Annotated in this window: 18 protein-coding genes; 10 read left to right on the top strand and 8 right to left on the bottom strand. The window is 56.2% G+C overall.

The window, feature by feature from the left end; translation table 11 throughout:
- Window positions 1–242 precede the first annotated feature (242 nt).
- Window positions 243–1,442: a tyrosine--tRNA ligase gene (gene tyrS, locus KO536_RS21400; RefSeq protein WP_133075338.1), complete on the bottom strand. Its 1,200-nt coding sequence runs from the start codon at window positions 1,440–1,442 to the stop codon at window positions 243–245.
- Between the two features lie 214 nt (window positions 1,443–1,656).
- Between tyrS and KO536_RS21395 the strand changes: the two genes are divergently transcribed.
- Together KO536_RS21395 and KO536_RS21390 are read left to right on the top strand one after the other, a co-directional pair.
- Window positions 1,657–3,066 carry a peptidoglycan DD-metalloendopeptidase family protein gene (locus KO536_RS21395; RefSeq protein WP_133075337.1) on the top strand — a complete coding sequence of 470 codons (1,410 nt, stop codon included), beginning with the start codon at window positions 1,657–1,659 and terminating at the stop codon, window positions 3,064–3,066.
- A 3-nt stretch (window positions 3,067–3,069) separates the two neighbouring features.
- On the top strand, window positions 3,070–4,161 hold the full coding sequence (locus KO536_RS21390; protein ID WP_219262889.1) for an anhydro-N-acetylmuramic acid kinase: 1,092 nt from the start codon (window positions 3,070–3,072) through the stop codon (window positions 4,159–4,161).
- Window positions 4,162–4,236: 75 nt separating this feature from the next.
- Here the strand turns inward: KO536_RS21390 and erpA are convergent, their stop codons facing one another.
- Both erpA and argC read right to left on the bottom strand, forming a co-directional pair.
- A complete protein-coding gene (erpA, locus tag KO536_RS21385; RefSeq protein WP_016782396.1) occupies window positions 4,237–4,587 on the bottom strand; it encodes an iron-sulfur cluster insertion protein ErpA in 351 nt (116 codons plus the stop codon).
- Between the two features lie 148 nt (window positions 4,588–4,735).
- A complete protein-coding gene (argC, locus tag KO536_RS21380; protein ID WP_133075335.1) occupies window positions 4,736–5,770 on the bottom strand; it encodes an N-acetyl-gamma-glutamyl-phosphate reductase in 1,035 nt (344 codons plus the stop codon).
- Window positions 5,771–5,903: 133 nt separating this feature from the next.
- Between argC and hemJ the strand changes: the two genes are divergently transcribed.
- From hemJ to coq7, 6 genes are all read left to right on the top strand, one after another.
- Window positions 5,904–6,332, top strand: a complete 429-nt coding sequence (hemJ, locus tag KO536_RS21375; protein WP_133075334.1) for a protoporphyrinogen oxidase HemJ — start codon at window positions 5,904–5,906, stop codon at window positions 6,330–6,332.
- A 29-nt stretch (window positions 6,333–6,361) separates the two neighbouring features.
- Complete coding sequence (locus KO536_RS21370) at window positions 6,362–7,333, top strand: nitronate monooxygenase family protein (protein ID WP_219262888.1); 972 nt, start codon at window positions 6,362–6,364, stop codon at window positions 7,331–7,333.
- A gap of 61 nt (window positions 7,334–7,394) precedes the next feature.
- A complete protein-coding gene (locus KO536_RS21365; RefSeq protein ID WP_133075332.1) occupies window positions 7,395–7,910 on the top strand; it encodes a DUF805 domain-containing protein in 516 nt (171 codons plus the stop codon).
- Window positions 7,911–7,986: 76 nt separating this feature from the next.
- Complete coding sequence (locus KO536_RS21360; protein WP_219262887.1) at window positions 7,987–8,775, top strand: SDR family oxidoreductase; 789 nt, start codon at window positions 7,987–7,989, stop codon at window positions 8,773–8,775.
- A 67-nt stretch (window positions 8,776–8,842) separates the two neighbouring features.
- Window positions 8,843–9,181 carry a histidine triad nucleotide-binding protein gene (locus tag KO536_RS21355; protein WP_133075330.1) on the top strand — a complete coding sequence of 113 codons (339 nt, stop codon included), beginning with the start codon at window positions 8,843–8,845 and terminating at the stop codon, window positions 9,179–9,181.
- Window positions 9,182–9,299: 118 nt separating this feature from the next.
- A complete protein-coding gene (gene coq7, locus KO536_RS21350; RefSeq protein ID WP_219262886.1) occupies window positions 9,300–9,947 on the top strand; it encodes a 2-polyprenyl-3-methyl-6-methoxy-1,4-benzoquinone monooxygenase in 648 nt (215 codons plus the stop codon).
- A 217-nt stretch (window positions 9,948–10,164) separates the two neighbouring features.
- On the opposite strand, the gene KO536_RS21345 is transcribed toward coq7, so the two are convergent.
- Window positions 10,165–10,587 carry an OsmC family protein gene (locus KO536_RS21345; RefSeq protein WP_003444470.1) on the bottom strand — a complete coding sequence of 141 codons (423 nt, stop codon included), beginning with the start codon at window positions 10,585–10,587 and terminating at the stop codon, window positions 10,165–10,167.
- A 222-nt stretch (window positions 10,588–10,809) separates the two neighbouring features.
- On the opposite strand from KO536_RS21345, the gene crp reads away from it, so the two are divergent.
- Window positions 10,810–11,454, top strand: a complete 645-nt coding sequence (gene crp / locus KO536_RS21340; protein ID WP_019823132.1) for a cAMP-activated global transcriptional regulator CRP — start codon at window positions 10,810–10,812, stop codon at window positions 11,452–11,454.
- Here crp and KO536_RS21335 read toward each other — a convergent pair.
- The 4 genes from KO536_RS21335 to KO536_RS21320 form a co-directional block, all read right to left on the bottom strand.
- Complete coding sequence (locus tag KO536_RS21335; RefSeq protein WP_133075328.1) at window positions 11,451–12,152, bottom strand: lipoate--protein ligase family protein; 702 nt, start codon at window positions 12,150–12,152, stop codon at window positions 11,451–11,453. The two genes, crp and KO536_RS21335, sit on opposite strands and share 4 nt — an antisense overlap.
- 127 nt (window positions 12,153–12,279) lie before the next feature.
- Window positions 12,280–13,116, bottom strand: a complete 837-nt coding sequence (gene trpC / locus KO536_RS21330; RefSeq protein ID WP_219262885.1) for an indole-3-glycerol phosphate synthase TrpC — start codon at window positions 13,114–13,116, stop codon at window positions 12,280–12,282.
- The gene (gene trpD / locus KO536_RS21325; RefSeq protein ID WP_133075326.1) at window positions 13,113–14,162 is read right to left on the bottom strand and encodes an anthranilate phosphoribosyltransferase; all 1,050 of its coding nucleotides are present in this window, start codon (window positions 14,160–14,162) and stop codon (window positions 13,113–13,115) included. Before trpD ends, trpC begins: the two co-directional genes overlap by 4 nt.
- A 9-nt stretch (window positions 14,163–14,171) precedes the next feature.
- Complete coding sequence (locus KO536_RS21320; RefSeq protein WP_133075325.1) at window positions 14,172–14,765, bottom strand: aminodeoxychorismate/anthranilate synthase component II; 594 nt, start codon at window positions 14,763–14,765, stop codon at window positions 14,172–14,174.
- A gap of 398 nt (window positions 14,766–15,163) precedes the next feature.
- Between KO536_RS21320 and estP the strand changes: the two genes are divergently transcribed.
- Entirely contained in the window at window positions 15,164–17,083 is a 1,920-nt protein-coding gene (estP, locus tag KO536_RS21315; RefSeq protein ID WP_219262884.1) for an esterase EstP, read from the top strand.
- The last annotated feature ends 86 nt before the right edge of the window (window positions 17,084–17,169 follow it).

The raw sequence follows: 17,169 nt of genomic DNA, 5'->3' as shown, positions 1-17,169 counted from the left end.
GTTTTCAAAGTTTCCTCTGTAACATCAACCACTTGCGCTTTCGATCTCTCGTTAGCGGGAGGCGAATTCTACAGCGTTACACGCTGCTGTCAACACCTCATTTCCTGCTTCGATGACTTGAAGCTGACACTGCCGAAAACCAATCCAACTCATTGAAACTCAAGGAGTTTTCCGTTTCGACTGCGCCGGAAGTGGGCGCATTATAGACTAATAAAATGCGCCGTCCAGCACTAATTTCCTACTTATTCAGCTTTTAGCGTAATTCGCGCAAAAGCCTTCTTCCCAGCCTGACAAACGTGGGTAGAACCCAGTGCATATATATAGGAGCGATCAACCACCTCACCATCTATACGCACACCACCCGAACCCAGCAGGTCTCTGGCCACCGCTGAGTTCTTAACCAGCCCAGCTTTATTAAGAACAGCTGCAATCGGCATATCCTCAGTAGCAGTCAACTCCACCTCGGGCAGATCGTCTGGCAACTCGCCATCCTTCATCCGATTGCCGGCGCCACGATGCGCATTGGCCGCAGCCTCTTCACCATGGAATCGAGCCACGATCTCTTCGGCGAGCTTGATCTTGATATCACGCGGGTTAGCCCCCGCCTCCACGTCAGCCTTGAACGCATCGATTTCATCCATCGAGCGAAAGCTCAGCAGTTCGAAGTAGCGCCACATCAACGCATCAGGTATGGACACCAGCTTGCTGTACATCACACCCGGCGCTTCCTGGATACCAACATAGTTACCCAAGGACTTGGACATCTTCTTGACGCCGTCCAGACCTTCAAGCAAAGGCATTGTCACAATGCATTGCGCTTCCTGACCGTAGCCGCGCTGCAGCTCACGCCCCATCAGCAAATTGAATTTTTGATCTGTACCGCCCAGCTCAATGTCCGCCTTCAATGCAACCGAGTCATACCCTTGTACTAACGGGTAAAGGAACTCATGGATCGCGATTGGCTGATTGGTGGTGTAGCGCTTGTCGAAGTCATCGCGCTCAAGCATGCGAGCAACGGTGTACTGGGAAGTCAGGCGAATGAAGTCGGCAGGCCCCATTTGATCCATCCAGGTGGAGTTGAATGCCACCTCGGTTTTAGCCGGATCTAGAATCTTGAAAACCTGAGTTTTATACGTCTCGGCGTTTTCAAGTACCTGCTCGCGCGTCAGCGGTGGACGCGTAGCACTCTTGCCGCTCGGATCACCGATCATCCCGGTGAAATCACCTATAAGGAAGATCACCTGATGGCCCAGTTCCTGGAACTGGCGCAGCTTGTTAATGAGTACGGTATGACCCAAGTGCAGATCGGGTGCGGTCGGGTCGAATCCGGCCTTGATACGCAACGGCTGACCGCGCTTGAGTTTCTCGACCAATTCAGACTCGACCAGTACCTCTTCGGCACCCCGCTTTATTAGCGCTAGCTGCTCTTCAACCGACTTCATATCAGACCCGTAAGGCTCAAATTCAAAGGGAACCAACGATACAAGATCAGGGACTAATTACAAGTTCCGGCAGGCATACGGCGGTCTATCCGCGCGCGAATGGCTCGCGGACTTGCTTCAAGGGCGATTTGGTTATATTTTATACAGTTATTTCATATTCATTGTGCCAGTCATCTTTTCCAATTCATCCTTTATCTCAAAGTCAAAATCATCTATGACCAGTCAACCGCCTAAAGCGCCGCCGCTTTATCCGAAGACCCACCTGCTTGCCGCAAGTGGTATCGCCGCTCTCTTAAGCTTGGCCTTGCTGGTATTTCCCTCCAGCGAAGTAGAAGCCAAAAGAACAACGCTTAATCTGGAGCTGGAAACACCTGCTGAACAACTGACACAAGATCAAGACGCTGCCGAGCTCGTTCAAGCCACAAATGAAGCGAATCCATCGCCATTTGCCCAGATTGAACAGCAGGACAACGCACCGGTTGCGACTGCCAAAGTCGAACCAGCAGCGCCACCCGCCCCCACCCACCGCGAAGTGATCGTGAGTAAGGGTGACACGCTATCAACCTTGTTCCAGAAGGTCGGCCTGCCAGCTACCTCCGTGCATGAAGTACTGGCCAGCGACAAGCAAGCCAAGCAATTTAGCCAGCTCAAGCACGGCCAGAAGCTCGAATTTGAAATGAGCCCTGACGGCTTGCAACTGAACAAGCTGCATAGTCAGGTCAGCGATCTTGAGACCATAACCCTCAACAAAAGCGCCAAGGGTTATACCTTTCGCCGTGTCACGACCCTGCCTACCATGCGCACGGCGTACGCCCACGGCGTGATCAGCAGCTCGCTTTCCGTATCGGGCCAGCGCGCAGGCTTGCCGCACAGCACAACGATGGATATGGCCAAGGTGTTTGGTTACGACATCGACTTCGCTCAAGACATCCGCCCAGGCGATCAGTTTGAAGTGATCTATGAGCAGAAAGTGATCAACGGTAAAACCGTCGGCACTGGCAACATTCTCTCTGCGCGCTTTACCAACCGCGGTAAAACCTTTACCGCCGTTCGTTACACCAACAAGCAAGGCAACAGCAATTACTACACCGCCGACGGCAACAGCATGCGTAAAGCATTCATCCGCACCCCGGTAGATTTTGCCCGCATCAGCTCGCGTTTCTCGTCAGGTCGCAAGCATCCGATCCTGAACAAGATCCGCGCCCACAAAGGCGTTGATTACGCAGCGCCACGCGGGACCCCAATCAAAGCAACCGGCGATGGCAAAGTACTGCTGGCTGGTCGTCGTGGCGGCTACGGCAATACCGTCATCATTCAGCACGGTAACACTTACCGCACGCTTTACGGGCACATGCAGGGCTTCGCCAAAGGCGTCAAAACCGGCGGTTCGGTCAAGCAGGGCCAAGTGATTGGCTACATCGGGACAACTGGCCTTTCGACCGGTCCGCATCTGCACTACGAGTTCCAGGTCAATGGCGTACACGTTGATCCACTAGGACAGAAACTACCGATGGCCGACCCGATTGCCAAAGCTGAACGCACTCGCTTCCTGCAACAAAGCCAGCCATTGATGGCTCGCATGAATCAGGAAAAGGCCACCCTCCTGGCCTCGAGCAAGCGCTAAGCCATGGCCCTCTATATAGGTGTGATGTCCGGAACCAGCCTGGACGGTATGGACATCGCCCTTATAGAGCTGGGGGCTGGCATCAGGCTGCTGGCCACCCATTACATTCCCATGCCGAATACCTTGCGCAGCGAGCTACTTGGTTTGTGCGCCAGCGGCCCGGATGAAGTGGCCCGCTGTGCAATTGCCGAGAATCACTGGGTCGAACTGGCCGCACAGGGCGTCAACGCGCTCCTTGAGCAACAGCATTTGTCCCCGGCAGATATCCGCGCAATCGGCAGTCATGGCCAGACCATACGGCACGAACCCGCCCGCGGTTTTACCGTACAGATTGGTAATCCGGCACTCTTGGCCGAATTGACCAACATCTGCGTCGTAGGTGACTTCCGCCGTCGCGACGTGGCTGCCGGAGGTCAGGGAGCACCTTTGGTTCCTGCCTTCCACGAAGCATTGTTTACGGATCAAGTCGGTAACAGGGCAGTGCTTAACGTAGGCGGATTCAGCAACCTTAGCCTGATAACTTCTACCGCTCCCGTTGCAGGATTCGACTGCGGCCCGGGTAATGTCCTGCTGGATGCCTGGATACAAGAGCAGCGCGGTGAGCTCTATGACCGCAACGGTGACTGGGCTGCAAGCGGCAAGGTTGAGCCGCTGCTGCTCAACGCCCTGCTCAGCGACCCTTTCTTCCAGACCAAGGGCCCAAAGAGTACAGGCCGCGAGGTATTCAACCTCGCATGGTTGAAACAGCATCTGTTCAACCTGCCCACTTTCCCTGCTGAAGACGTCCAGGCAACCCTGCTGGAGCTTACAGCACAGACCATCGCGCAATCCCTGAAGGCAGCCCAGCAACACACGGACGAGCTACTGGTATGCGGTGGCGGAGCCCACAATGCCGCATTGATGGCCCGACTGGCAGACTTGCTGGCTCCCGCCCAAGTGAACAGCACACAGGCCAAAGGTGTAGACCCTGACTGGGTCGAAGCAATGGCCTTTGCATGGCTCGCGCACTGCTGCCTGGAAAGCATCCCTACCAACCGCCCCAGCGTCACTGGCGCACGCGGCTTGCGCATATTGGGCGCCATCTACCCCGCCTGACCGCCTACCTCAAAGTACAGACAGCAAAACGCCGCGAATCTACGCGGCGTTGAGTTTGAAGCCTGTACGACACGCTTAGATCGAGAACGATGATCCGCAACCACACGTTGTGGTGGCATTGGGGTTCTTGATCACAAAACGCGACCCTTCCAGACCTTCCTGATAATCCACCTCGGCACCCGCCAGGTACTGGAAGCTCATTGGATCGACCACCAGGCTCACGCCTTCGCGCTCCACCAGGGTGTCGTCATCGGCCACTTCTTCATCGAAGGTGAAACCGTACTGAAAACCGGAACAACCGCCGCCCGTAACAAAAACGCGCAACTTCAAACGATCATTACCCTCTTCATCGACCAGGCTCTTCACCTTGTGCGCAGCACCTTCGGTGAATTGCAAAGCCATGGGGGTGAAGGATTCGACGCTCATGCTGACTATCTCCCGGCGTTATGCCGCCATAATGCGTGATGACGCGCATTATCCGCTTCTCCTAGAAAAGCGGTCAACTATTCATAAGTAGCAGCTGCAAGTGAAGAGCTCTTCACTTGCAGCTTGTAGCTGGGTACCTGCAGATGCTTTAAGGCAACATCCCGGCGTGGGACAAGCCCAGACGCTCATCCAGGCCGAACATGATGTTCATGTTCTGCACCGCCTGGCCAGAGGCGCCCTTGACCAGATTGTCGATCACCGACAACACCACGACAAGGTCACCATCCTGTGGACGATGTACCGCAATCCGGCACACGTTGGCACCGCGCACGCTACGGGTTTCTGGATGGCTGCCGGCAGGCATCACATCGACGAAAGGCTCGTTGGCGTAACGCTTTTCGTACAAAGCCTGCAAGTCGACAGAACGATCAACAACGGTTGCATACAACGTGGAGTGAATACCGCGGATCATCGGCGTCAGATGCGGAACAAAGGTCAGGCCCACCTCTTTACCTGCCGCGCGGCGCAGACCCTGACGGATCTCCGGCAAGTGCCGATGGCCTTTCACGGCATACGCCTTCATGCTTTCAGACGTTTCGGCATACAGAGCTCCTACACTGGCACCCCGGCCAGCGCCGCTCACACCCGACTTGCAGTCAGCGATCAACTGCGAAGTCTCGGCCAGGCCGGCTTCCAGCAAAGGCAGAAAACCCAGTTGGGCAGAAGTCGGATAGCAACCCGGCACCGCGATAAGCCGCGCCTTCTTGATCTGTTCACGGTTCACTTCCGGCAGGCCATAGACAGCCTCATCCAGCAGCTCTGGCGCACCGTGCGGCTGGCCGTACCACTTGGCCCACTCATCCGCATCCTGCAAGCGGAAGTCTGCCGAGAGGTCGATAACCTTGGTGCCTGCAGCCAGCAGTTCGCCAGCCAGCGCATGGGCTACGCCGTGGGGCGTTGCAAAAAACACCACATCACACGCTCCCAGGGTTTGCGTGTCCGGCACGCTGAAGGCCAAACCGTCGTAATGACCGCGCAGGTTGGGATACATATCGGCAACTGGCAGGCCAGCCTCGGATCGAGAAGTGATGACAACCACTTCAGCCTGCGGGTGCTGTGCCAGCAAACGCAGCAATTCGACTCCGGTGTAACCCGTGCCGCCGACAATACCGACCTTGACCATAACCTGCCCTCAACGAAACCACTGGAAAGCCTTCGATAATAGGGATACCTGGCCCCTGCGACAACCGCCAAGGTGACTCCCGGACGCTCTACTACTACTATTTGATCTACCGTGAACCTGGGAATAACTAAAAATGCTTTATCTATGGCTCAAAGCCTTCCACCTCATCAGCATCGTCTGCTGGTTTGCTGGCCTCTTTTACCTGCCTCGCCTGTTTGTTTACCACGCACAAAGCGAAGATTCCGTTAGCAAAGAGCGATTCAGCATCATGGAGCGCAAGCTGTATCGCGGCATCATGGGCCCGGCAATGATTGCGACCCTGATTTTTGGCGGCTGGTTGATCAGCCTCAACCCGAGCGGCTATTTCAGCCAGGGCTGGATGCACGTCAAGCTGACACTGGTGATCCTGTTGATTGGTTATCACCACATGTGTGGGGCGCAGGTAAAACGCTTTGCCCGCGGCGAAAACAAACGTAGCCACGTGTTCTATCGCTGGTTCAACGAAGTGCCGGTCGTGTTTCTGCTGGCGATCGTAATTCTGGCCGTGGTCAAACCGTTTTAAACTCACTTCTTAACGATCCGAGGTTATCCATGTCACTGCCCGCTCTGCTTGAACAACGCTTGCGCCTGCCGGTAGTAGCCGCCCCCATGTTTCTGATTTCCAACCCTCAACTTGTCCTGGCCTGCTGTCGCAATGGTGTTGTAGGCAGTTTCCCTGCACTCAACCAGCGCGAGAGCAGCGGTTTCAAGGCATGGCTTGAGGAAATAGAATCAGGACTCGCCGGACTGGATAACCCTGCCCCCTACGCCGTGAACCTGATTGTGCATAACAGCAACCCACGGCTGCAGGCGGATCTGGCGATTTGCATCGAACATAAAGTGCCTATCGTCATCACAAGCCTGGGGGCAGTCAAAGAAGTCGTTGATGCCGTGCACAGCTATGGTGGCCTGGTATTTCACGATGTCACCACCCGACGTCATGCCGAGAAAGCAGTAGAGGCCGGGGTAGACGGCTTGATTGCAGTCGCAGCCGGCGCTGGTGGACATGCAGGTACCTGGAGCCCTTTTGCATTGGTCGCCGAAATACGGCAGTTTTTCGACAAAACCTTACTCTTGGCAGGGTGCCTGAATCACGGCCACGAAATCCTCGCGACTCAGGTTCTGGGCGCTGATCTTGCCTACCTCGGTACACGCTTTATCGCCACCCAAGAAAGCCATGCGCCTGACGCTTACAAAGAGATGCTGCTGGCATCCCGCGCCGCCGATATCATTCACACCCCCGCTGTATCGGGTGTGCCCGCCAGTTTTATGCGCCAAAGCCTTGAAAATGCAGGTTTCGACCTGGCTGCACTCCAAGGCAAAAACGACACGGGGGCAGGTAACAAACTCAAGCCGCTGACCGATGAGGCCAAGGCGTGGAAAACAGTCTGGTCCGCTGGCCAGGGCGCAGGAGAAATCCACGACCTGCCCACAATCGACCAGTTGATCGCACGCCTGGATGAGGAATATCGCAAGGCGCTAAGCCGCACCTCAAAACTCGCCCAGCATTGGCCGCATCACTGATATTGCCAAGCCCGCCATTACGGCGGGTTTTTGTTAACTCCACCCGGACAAGGAAGCCACCGTGCCCGAGCTTAGCCTGAACAAAACACCTCAAGAACAGTACGCGCCGCTTGACCCTGTGGGGTTCAGCGGGAGGATCGGGCGTTTACGACTGCTGGCCTGGAGCATGATAATCACCGTCATCGCCATGGTGACATCACTTCTGGTTTTGCTCGCAGTCAAGGTTTCCCCCACCCTGGGCATTACCTGTGGCGCAACGCTCACACTTGCCTACTTCATCATCAGCCTGAGAATCAGCGCCCAGCGCCTGCATGACCTCAACTGGTCCGCGTGGATGCTGTTACTGCATTTGGTGCCCGTGGCCAATCTGATCCTGTCCCTCATGATGCTCTTGATGCCCGGCACACCCGGTCCCAATAAATACGGGCCACCGCCACCGCCGAACAGCCGTGCAGTCAATGTTCTGGCTGCGATTACCATCTTTTTGATTGGACTGGGCATCTGCGTAATGATTGCCCTCTTTGCTTTGGGCCTGCTGACTGCGTTGATCAACGCAGTCAACAGCAACAGCATGTAGACTGCCCGCCTTAATGAACGCGTTAACGCCAGGGACATCATTGTCACCGGACTGTACCGTTGCAATGGAGAACAGCATGACCCGTTACGCTTTAATCACCGGCGCCTCCAGCGGCATTGGCCTGGCGCTGGCTGAGGCTCTTGCCCGACGCGGGCGCAGTTTGATTCTGGTGGCCCGCCAGCGGGATGCGCTGGAAACCATTGCACTTGAGTTGACCCAGCGTTTCGGCGTCGAGGTGTTGTTCCGCGCCTGCGATCTGGGTGAGCCCCTGCGCCTGTCAGGCTTTTTGCTGGAGCTTGAAGAAGGCGACCGTCAGATTGACCTGTTGGTCAATTGCGCGGGTATCGGCACCTGCGGTCCTTTCCTGGCCCACGACTGGAGCGCCGAACAAGACCTGATTGAACTTAACGTGCTGGCACTCACCCGGTTGTGCCATGCCATTGGCAACATGATGGCCGTGCAAGGCGGCGGGCAGATTCTCAATGTGTCCTCAATTGCTGCCTTCAAGCCCGGGCCTTGGCTGAGCACCTACTTCGCCAGCAAAGCGTATGTCCTGCATTTTTCTGAAGGCCTGCGCGAAGAAGTGAAAAAAACCGGGATTAAAGTCTCGGTACTCTGCCCCGGCATTACCCGAACCCGTTTTTTCGATGCAGCCAAAATGAATACCGACGCCATCAAGCAAAGCACCGGAGCCATGAGCCCCGAAGAAGTTGCGCTTTACACCGTGCGTGCGCTCGATAAAAACAAGGCGATCATCATTCCAGGACGTCGCAACCGCTGGCTCTCTCGCTTCCCGCGTGTTCTCTCTCGCTGGATGACACGAAAAATAGCCGCCTCGGTCAACAAATCCTACTGCCCTCGTTAACGACGACTGGGCGTAACTCACAGCCCTGAGTACACTCAGACCGGACTTCACTCACGGAGACACAGCTTTGGATACTTTGTTTACCAAGATCATCAACCGTGAAATACCCGCAAAGATCATCTATGAAGATGATCAAGTGCTCGCTTTTCACGACATCGCACCACAAGCACCGGTCCACTTTCTGGTTATCCCGAAAAAGCCGATACGCACGCTTAACGACCTGGCCGAAGAAGACAAGCTGCTGGCAGGCCATATCCTCTTCACGGCACAGCGCCTTGCCAAAGAACTGGGCTGCGAAGACGGTTTCCGCGTAGTGATGAACTGCAATGAAAAGGGTGGCCAAACGGTTTACCACATTCATATGCACGTTCTGGGTCAACGCCAGATGAATTGGCCGCCGGGCTGATTGCTAGACGATTCTGACGTGGGAGCCGCACGGTTCCCACATCCATCCATGATCCAACGCAAACTCCACCCCCGCGATTGGGGTAAACTGACCGCCGTGATTTTTTCCGGAGGTAAGCATGACTAACCAACGTCACTACTCGCCGATTGACCGTCTTCTGTTACAAGCCGATACCGCCCTGCGCACTCTGCTGCCATTCAGCGGCCAGCCTCATCGGCCATCACCGGCCATAGTCAAACCTGAAAACCCGCTAGACCCGCAAGCTACACGCCATGTTGCCGGTCTGATGCGTATCAACCACACCGGTGAAGTCTGTGCTCAAGCCTTGTATCAAGGTCAGGCACTGACAGCCAAGCTCCCGCACGTGCGCGAAGCGATGGAACATGCCGCTGAAGAAGAAATCGATCACCTGGCCTGGTGTGAGCAACGCATTCGCCAACTGGGTAGCCATCCCAGCGTGCTGAACCCGCTGTTTTACGGCATGTCCTTCGGGATCGGCGCAGCAGCAGGACTGATCAGCGACAAAGTCAGCCTGGGGTTTGTGGCGGCCACCGAAGACCAGGTTTGCAAGCACCTGAACGAGCATCTTGAGCAACTGCCGGTCGAAGATGAAAAGTCCCGGGCGATTCTTGAGCAAATGCGTATCGACGAAGAGCAGCACGCAGAATCTGCGCTCGATGCTGGCGGCTTCCGCTTCCCTGCCCCGGTCAAATTCGGCATGAGCTTGATGGCCAAGGTGATGACAAAAAGTACGTACCGTATCTGATCGCAGCTTCGGTAGAGACCGCCACTTTAGCGGGACTTTGCACATAGGCTATGTGCGTGTCAGTTAAGGGGCACTGTGGGAGCGGGCTTGCTCGCGATGCAGGCGACGCGGCCTGAGAGTCAAACCGCGCGGCTCCCATCGAGGGCAAGACCGCTCCCATAAGAGCCAGCTTCCCGATTTACTGACTGGCATTAGCTAAATCAAGACCCTTATTGACTCAGCCCAGCTCGATAATTTCGTAATCGTGGCTGATGGCAACACCCGCTGCGCCAAGCATGATGGATGCCGAGCAATACTTCTCGGCCGACAACTCGATAGCACGCTTGACCTGGGCTTCTTTCAAGCCACGGCCCTTGACCACAAAGTGCAGATGGATTTTGGTGAAAACCTTTGGATCTTCAGTGGCGCGTTCTGCCTCCAGAAACGCTTCACAGCTCTCAACCGCCTGACGCGACTTCTTGAGAATGCTGACAACGTCAAAGTTGCTGCAACCCCCGAGACCTAACAACAGCATCTCCATAGGGCGTACGCCCAGATTGCGACCACCGCTTTCAGGCGGGCCATCCATCACAACGACGTGGCCGCTGCCTGACTCGCCCAGAAACATGGCTTCGCCAGCCCATTGAATGCGTGCCTTCATCACCCAGACTCCACTGATTTAAAAGGGGCGCCAGCTTAGCACAGGGTCAGAAACTGATAACTCACCACACTGAAGCGTTTCTCTGGCCTGGCACTCCGAAAATTCTGCAATCCGTACAGAACCTGTCTGGTAAGCTGGCGCCAAATCGCTGGCGCCTGCCAGAAAGCGCTCTATATAAAAATAGATTTAATCCTTACTGTGTACGCTTCTCGGGATACAACCATGGTTGCTCTTACTCCCATACCCAAGATCAAGAACCTCGACAAGTTTTTGACTTTTTGCCAACGCAAACGATATCCAGCCAAGAGTAATATCATTTGTGCAGGTGAGTCTTCACACACCCTGTTCTTCATTATCAAAGGCTCGGTAACGGTTTTGATTGAAGACGAGGAAGGTCGTGAAATGATCATTGCCTATCTCAACAGCGGAGACTTTATTGGCGAATTGGGCCTGTTTGAACAAGCGGGACAAGAGCAGTCACGCAGCGCATGGGTTCGAGCCAAGACCGAGTGCGAAGTTGCAGAGATCAGCTATCCAAAGTTCAGAGAATACACTCAGCAAGAGCCAGAGATTCTTTACGCGCTAAGTGGCCAAATAGCGCAACGCCTGCGCAACACTACGCGCAAGGTCGGTGACTTGGCATTCTTTGATGTCACAGGAAGGGTTGCGCGCTGCCTGCTTGAGCTGTGCAAACAACCCGATGCCATGACCCATCCGGACGGCATGCAAATCAAGATCACCCGTCAGGAAATCGGTAGAATCGTCGGTTGTTCTCGAGAGATGGTAGGACGCGTACTAAAAGGTCTGGAAGAACAGAACCTGGTAAACGTCAAAGGCAAAACCATGGTGGTGTTCGGTACACGTTAAGACTTGAGCAAGGGCGCCAGGATCTGTTGATAACTGGCACTCAAGCGCTCAAAGAAGTCGGGGGCCGCAAACGCTTCGTGCAAAGCGATGTGACTGTCGGCAAGACAGCGTTGCTCAAGATCACACAACTGATTGAAACGATTGACCGCCGCCACCATCGACTCACGCTCGTTCTCTACCAGCAATGCACCATGAACCAAACCGACAGGCCGCTGCCCGCCTTGACTCTGACGCCAGCGCTGAGCGGTACCCACCAGTTTCCGGGCATTGAGATTGACGTTAAAACGCCCATCACAGAACGCACCCTCAACTTCGCCCAAAGAAGCGGTGCCACCCAACTGCATCAGCAAATCGCAAATCGGCTCGCACAAACGGCGATAGGCCGTTTCGATACGCCCATGATCGCCTTCACTGCGTAAAGGCGCATAAACCAGTGCAATATTGACCGTCGAGGCGGACTGCGGGACAGGCTCTCCGCCCGTCTCACGCAACAGAACCGGCCAGCCGCTGGCAGCCAACTCAATACTGGCCTGCTCAAAACCCGGCAAGCGACTCAGTCGCCGCGGCATGACCAGCGCCCGATCCGTGGGCTGCCAGAACAGCACCCCTGCCTCCAGCTCTGCGGCACAGACCGAGGCCAGTAAATCCTGCTCGGCCTTGAGGCCGGCTTCGACGGTGAGGTGCTGGATGGGTGCCATGGGATTCCTTGTCAGACGCTGCAGATACAGGTTCGATCGCTGTTGGAGCGGGCTTGAGGCGCCGCAGCCTGCCAGGAAAATCGCGGGGCTGCTATCGCGAGCAAGCCCGCTCCCACAAGGGGATGAGTCAATCCAGAGTCGAACCCGTCACTGGCACAACGCGCTCCGGGAAAAACAGACGCTGCAGTTCATTGCCCGGGTTCTCGGCGCGCATAAAGGCTTCACCAACGAGGAACGAATACACCTCGCTGATTTCCATCAGCTCGACATCCGCACGGTTGAAAATCCCGCTCTCGGTAATCACCAGGCGATCACGCGGTACACGGGGCAACAGATCCAGAGTCGTTTCCAGGCTGACTTCAAAAGTGTGCAGGTTGCGGTTGTTGATGCCCACCAACGGCGTATCAAGGGTTTTAAGTGCGCGCTCAAGCTCGTCGCCATCATGCACTTCAACCAACACATCAAGCCCGACGCTTTTGGCGACGGCTGCCAGCTCTGCCATCTTCACGTCGTCCAGGGCGGACACGATCAACAGCACGCAATCGGCCCCCAAGGCACGGGCTTCGACGATTTGATAAGGGTCGATCATGAAATCCTTGCGGATCACCGGCAAGGTACAGGCCGCACGGGCCTGCTGCAGGTACGCGTCGGCACCCTGGAAGTAATCGATATCAGTCAGCACGGATAGACACGTCGCACCGCCCGACTGATAGCTCCTGGCAATGTCGGCAGGAACGAAGTGCTCGCGAATCACGCCTTTGCTCGGTGAAGCCTTTTTGATTTCGGCAATCACTGCAGGCTGTTTTTTCTTGGCCTGCGCCAGCAAGGCATTGGCAAAGCCGCGAACAGGATCCGCCTGAGCGGCCAAACGTTCAAGCTCGGCCAGGCTCACGCGCGCGCTGCGCTCGGCAACCTCTTGAACTTTACGCGCCAGAATATTTTCCAGAACGGTTGGCACACTCATGCTTCATTCTCCTGCTTGAAAATCGCGGTAAACGCGCCCAGCTCTTCGAGCTTCTCGCGGGCCAATCCGGTGTGGAGCGCATCATGGGCCAACTCCACACCCTCTTTGAGAGTGTAGGCAAGGTCCGCGGCATAAAGCGCTGCGCCAGCATTGAGCACAATCATTTCGGCGGCTTTCTGGCCCGCTTCGGTTTTGCGACGACCCAACGCATCGCGGATCAACTCCAACGATTGCTCGGGGCTGTCTACTACCAGGCCGAACAGGCTCTGGCTCTTGATGCCAAAATCTTCAGGCTGAACCCAATACTCGGTGATCTCACCGTTTTTCAGCTCTGCCACAAAGGTCGGCGCTGCCAGGCTGAATTCATCCAGGCCGTCTTGCGAGTGCACCACCAGCACATGTTTGCTGCCCAGACGCTGCAGCACTTCAGCCAAGGGACGGCACAGCGCCTGGTTGAACACACCGACCACTTGATGCAACACACCAGCCGGATTCGTAAGCGGGCCAAGCATATTGAACAGGGTTCGCAAGCCAAGGTCGCGACGCGGAATGGCCGCATGCTTCATGGCGCCATGATGGCACTGAGCAAACATAAAGCCGATGCCCACGCTGTCGATGCATCGGGCGACTTGAACCGGGGTCAGGTTCAAATACACACCGGCCGCTTCCAGCAGGTCAGCACTGCCGCTTTTACCGGACACCGCGCGGTTGCCATGCTTGGCCACCGTGCAACCCGCCGCGGAAATCACCAGCGCCGAAGCGGTGGACACGTTGAAAATGTTCGCGCCATCGCCGCCGGTACCAACGATATCGACCACGCCGTCCAGCGTCTTGAGCTCAACCTTGTCTGCCAGTTCGCGCATGACAGTCACGGCACCTACGATTTCGTCGATGCTTTCGCTTTTCATGCGCATGCCCATCATGAATGCGCCAATCTGCGCTTCGGTGCATTGACCGGTCATGATGTCGCGCATTACGTCGCGCATCTCATCGGTGGTCAGGTCGAGGTGGCCGACGATACGGCTCAGGGCTGTCTTGATATCCATAAAAAGTCCTTAGCGCGTGCCGCCGGTTTGTTTTAGAAAGTTCGCAAACAGCTCATGACCTTGCTCGGTCAGGATCGACTCAGGGTGAAATTGCACCCCTTCGATATTCAGCGTCTTGTGGCGCAGGCCCATGATCTCGTCCACCGAGCCATCTTCAAGCTGAGTCCAGGCGGTGAGCTCAAGGCAGTCCGGCAGGGTTTCACGCTTGACCACCAGCGAGTGGTAACGGGTCACGGTCAGCGGATTGTTCAGGCCCTGGAATACCCCTGTATCGAGGTGATACACCGGGCTGGTCTTGCCATGCATCACTTGCCGGGCGCGGACCACATCGCCGCCAAATGCCTGGCCGATGGACTGATGGCCTAGGCACACGCCCAGGATCGGCAGCTTGCCGGCAAAGTGCTTGATGGCTTCGAGGGAAATACCCGCCTCGTTCGGCGTGCAAGGGCCGGGCGAGACCACAATGCGCTCGGGCTTGAGCGCTTCGATCTGGGCCACGGTCAATTCATCGTTGCGCACCACCTTGACCTCTGCACCCAGCTCGCCGAGGTATTGCACAACGTTGTAAGTAAAAGAGTCGTAATTATCGATCATCAGCAGCATGTTGCTAAACCTCTGAATTCACTGACATTCAAAACTGTTTTCAGAACCCTGTGCCCGCAGTTTCAGTTGCTGGTTTGAACACACCAACCGAGGGGCAGCCATTCATGAAAACGCAGGGGGCAGGTCCGGCGTGGCCGGCAGAGAAATATTAGGCGCGCCAACGCCAACGGCCGTGGGCCTTGAGAACTCGCATAAAGAGTTTGCTGATGATCAACACAGGAAGGGTCTCATTTCTACGTCAGGGCACAGTAACGTAGCCTCGCAGAAGGCGCAACACGGGGCAGCAAATACGGGGAAAAACATACAGACAATACTTTGTGTCTTTATTTGACACGAAACACTTAATACGAATTGTTTTGATAGTGTCCGCGCTCCCAACAATAAAAATAGACCTCCTCATGCGCAGACTTTCACTACTCATCCCCCTGGCGGGATGCATCCTGTCCTTCGTTAGCGAACGCGTACTCGCCGCCCCAACCCCCTACTCCACGATGATCGTGTTCGGCGACAGTTTGAGTGACTCGGGGCATTTTCCTGATACCGGCAGCGGCATGCGTTTTACCAATCGCAGCGGGCCTACCTACAGGGGTGAAGCTTACTCGGCAGTAGCACCGATGATTTTGGGTGCAAAACTGAGCATCGCGCCCGGCGACTTGAGCCCGTCCACATCACCGGGCAACGCATTCACCGGCGATCCCGATGGTAACAACTGGGCGGTCGGCGGCTACCGTACGGACCAGATTTTTAACTCCATTACCAAAGTATCGAAGGTAGCCGTACCGCAAGGCTGGTTTCTTGGGGGGACCGTATTACGCAGCCGACGCGGCTACCTTGTGGAGAACGGTTTCAAAGCCGACCCCAAAGCGTTGTATTTCATCTCGGGCGGCGGCAACGACTTCCTCGATGAGAGAGTAAGAAACCCCGCCGAGGCAGCTAAAGCCGCGCAGAATCTGGCAGACAGCGCCTTCGCCCTGCAACAGGCCGGGGCGCGTTACATCATGGTCTGGCTGTTGCCTGACCTGGGCCTGACCCCGGCTATTTACGACACACCGGCACAAGCTGGCAGCAGCTACCTCAGCGCGGTGTTCAACACCGAACTGGCCCATCAACTCAGCCAGATAGATGCCGAAATCATCCCCCTCAACGTCCCGCTCCTGTTCCGGGAAGCGGTCTCCGATCCCGCCCGTTTTGGCCTGGCCACCGGGCACAACCTCGTGGCCACTTGTTTCAGCGGTGACGAATGCACAGAGAACCCGCAGTACGGCATCAACAGCCCGACCCCCGACCCAGCCAGGCTGTTGTTCAATGACTCGGTCCACCCCACCGAAGCGGGACAACGCTTAATCGCCGACTATGCCTACTCATTGCTGGCCGCCCCGTGGGAGGTGACGCTGTTACCCGTGATGGCCCAAGGCACGCTGAATGCCCACCAGGACCAACTGCGCACCCAGTGGGGCAGCGACAACCTTCAATGGCAAGCCACAGGGCAATGGAGAGCGTTCGTTGCGGGTGGCGGGCAACGTTTGAATATTGACGAGCAGCACACCTCAGTCAGTGCGGATGGCCGGGGCTATAACGTCAATATCGGCACCAGCTATCGACTGGATGAACACTGGCGACTGGGCGTGGCATCCGGATTTTACCGACAACGCCTCGAAACGGGCGCCAACGAATCGGACTACAAACTCAATAGCTACCTGGGCAGTGTCTTTGCTCAGTACCAACACAATCATTGGTGGGGTGACGCCGCCCTGACCTTGGGCAGGCTCGATTACGACAGCCTCAACCGAAAGTTCGCGCTAGGCGTGAGTGAGGGGGTGGAGAAAGGGCAAGCCGACGGCCACCTCCGGGCATTGAGCACACGTCTGGGTTATGACATCGCACAGGCCTCGGCTTCGTGGCACCTGTCGCCTTTTATCAGCGCCGACTACTCGCGAGTAGAGGTTAATCGCTATGCAGAAAAAGGGCGGCGTTCGACCGCATTGAACTACGAAGAGCAGACACTCGTTTCAAATCGACTTGGCGCGGGCGTACTCGCCAGCTACCAGTTCACCCCGCAGACCCGGGTGTTTGGCGAAGCCGTCCACGAGCACGAGTTCCAGAATGCGACCCAGCGCCTGAGCATCGCGCTGAACAGCCTGCCCAACAACAGCTTCACACTCGAAGGCTATACACCGCAAAGCAACCTTGACCGTGTCAGCCTGGGGATCAGCCACAGACTGACCGCCGACCTTATGCTGCAGGCGGCTTATCACGTGAGGAAGGGTGATGGGGTGGCTCAACAGGGAGCCAACCTCGGGGTCAGCCTGAACTTCTGATGACACAACCAGCAGGAGGGGACTTGCTCGCGCTGGCATCGCCTCGGTCAATCAGACAGACCGGGGACCAGCATCGCGAGCAAGCC

Origin of the sequence: Pseudomonas sp. NKUCC02_KPG, assembly GCF_019345465.1 — a bacterium.
Taxonomy (GTDB): Bacteria; Pseudomonadota; Gammaproteobacteria; order Pseudomonadales; family Pseudomonadaceae; genus Aquipseudomonas.
This window is presented reverse-complemented; position numbering and strand designations above follow the sequence as displayed.

What these genes read in the sequence shown, in the direction of transcription:
- KO536_RS21390 (WP_219262889.1), top strand. Translation starts at nt 3,070, where the DNA reads ATGGCCCTCTATATAGGTGTGATGTCCGGAACCAGCCTGGACGGTATG.
- KO536_RS21320 (WP_133075325.1), bottom strand. Translation starts at nt 14,765, where the DNA reads ATGCTGCTGATGATCGATAATTACGACTCTTTTACTTACAACGTTGTG.
- trpC (WP_219262885.1), bottom strand. Translation starts at nt 13,116, where the DNA reads ATGAGTGTGCCAACCGTTCTGGAAAATATTCTGGCGCGTAAAGTTCAA.
- crp (WP_019823132.1), top strand. Translation starts at nt 10,810, where the DNA reads ATGGTTGCTCTTACTCCCATACCCAAGATCAAGAACCTCGACAAGTTT.
- argC (WP_133075335.1), bottom strand. Translation starts at nt 5,770, where the DNA reads ATGGTCAAGGTCGGTATTGTCGGCGGCACGGGTTACACCGGAGTCGAA.
- hemJ (WP_133075334.1), top strand. Translation starts at nt 5,904, where the DNA reads ATGCTTTATCTATGGCTCAAAGCCTTCCACCTCATCAGCATCGTCTGC.
- trpD (WP_133075326.1), bottom strand. Translation starts at nt 14,162, where the DNA reads ATGGATATCAAGACAGCCCTGAGCCGTATCGTCGGCCACCTCGACCTG.
- KO536_RS21345 (WP_003444470.1), bottom strand. Translation starts at nt 10,587, where the DNA reads ATGAAGGCACGCATTCAATGGGCTGGCGAAGCCATGTTTCTGGGCGAG.
- KO536_RS21360 (WP_219262887.1), top strand. Translation starts at nt 7,987, where the DNA reads ATGACCCGTTACGCTTTAATCACCGGCGCCTCCAGCGGCATTGGCCTG.
- KO536_RS21395 (WP_133075337.1), top strand. Translation starts at nt 1,657, where the DNA reads ATGACCAGTCAACCGCCTAAAGCGCCGCCGCTTTATCCGAAGACCCAC.
- coq7 (WP_219262886.1), top strand. Translation starts at nt 9,300, where the DNA reads ATGACTAACCAACGTCACTACTCGCCGATTGACCGTCTTCTGTTACAA.
- KO536_RS21335 (WP_133075328.1), bottom strand. Translation starts at nt 12,152, where the DNA reads ATGGCACCCATCCAGCACCTCACCGTCGAAGCCGGCCTCAAGGCCGAG.
- erpA (WP_016782396.1), bottom strand. Translation starts at nt 4,587, where the DNA reads ATGAGCGTCGAATCCTTCACCCCCATGGCTTTGCAATTCACCGAAGGT.
- estP (WP_219262884.1), top strand. Translation starts at nt 15,164, where the DNA reads ATGCGCAGACTTTCACTACTCATCCCCCTGGCGGGATGCATCCTGTCC.
- KO536_RS21370 (WP_219262888.1), top strand. Translation starts at nt 6,362, where the DNA reads ATGTCACTGCCCGCTCTGCTTGAACAACGCTTGCGCCTGCCGGTAGTA.
- tyrS (WP_133075338.1), bottom strand. Translation starts at nt 1,442, where the DNA reads ATGAAGTCGGTTGAAGAGCAGCTAGCGCTAATAAAGCGGGGTGCCGAA.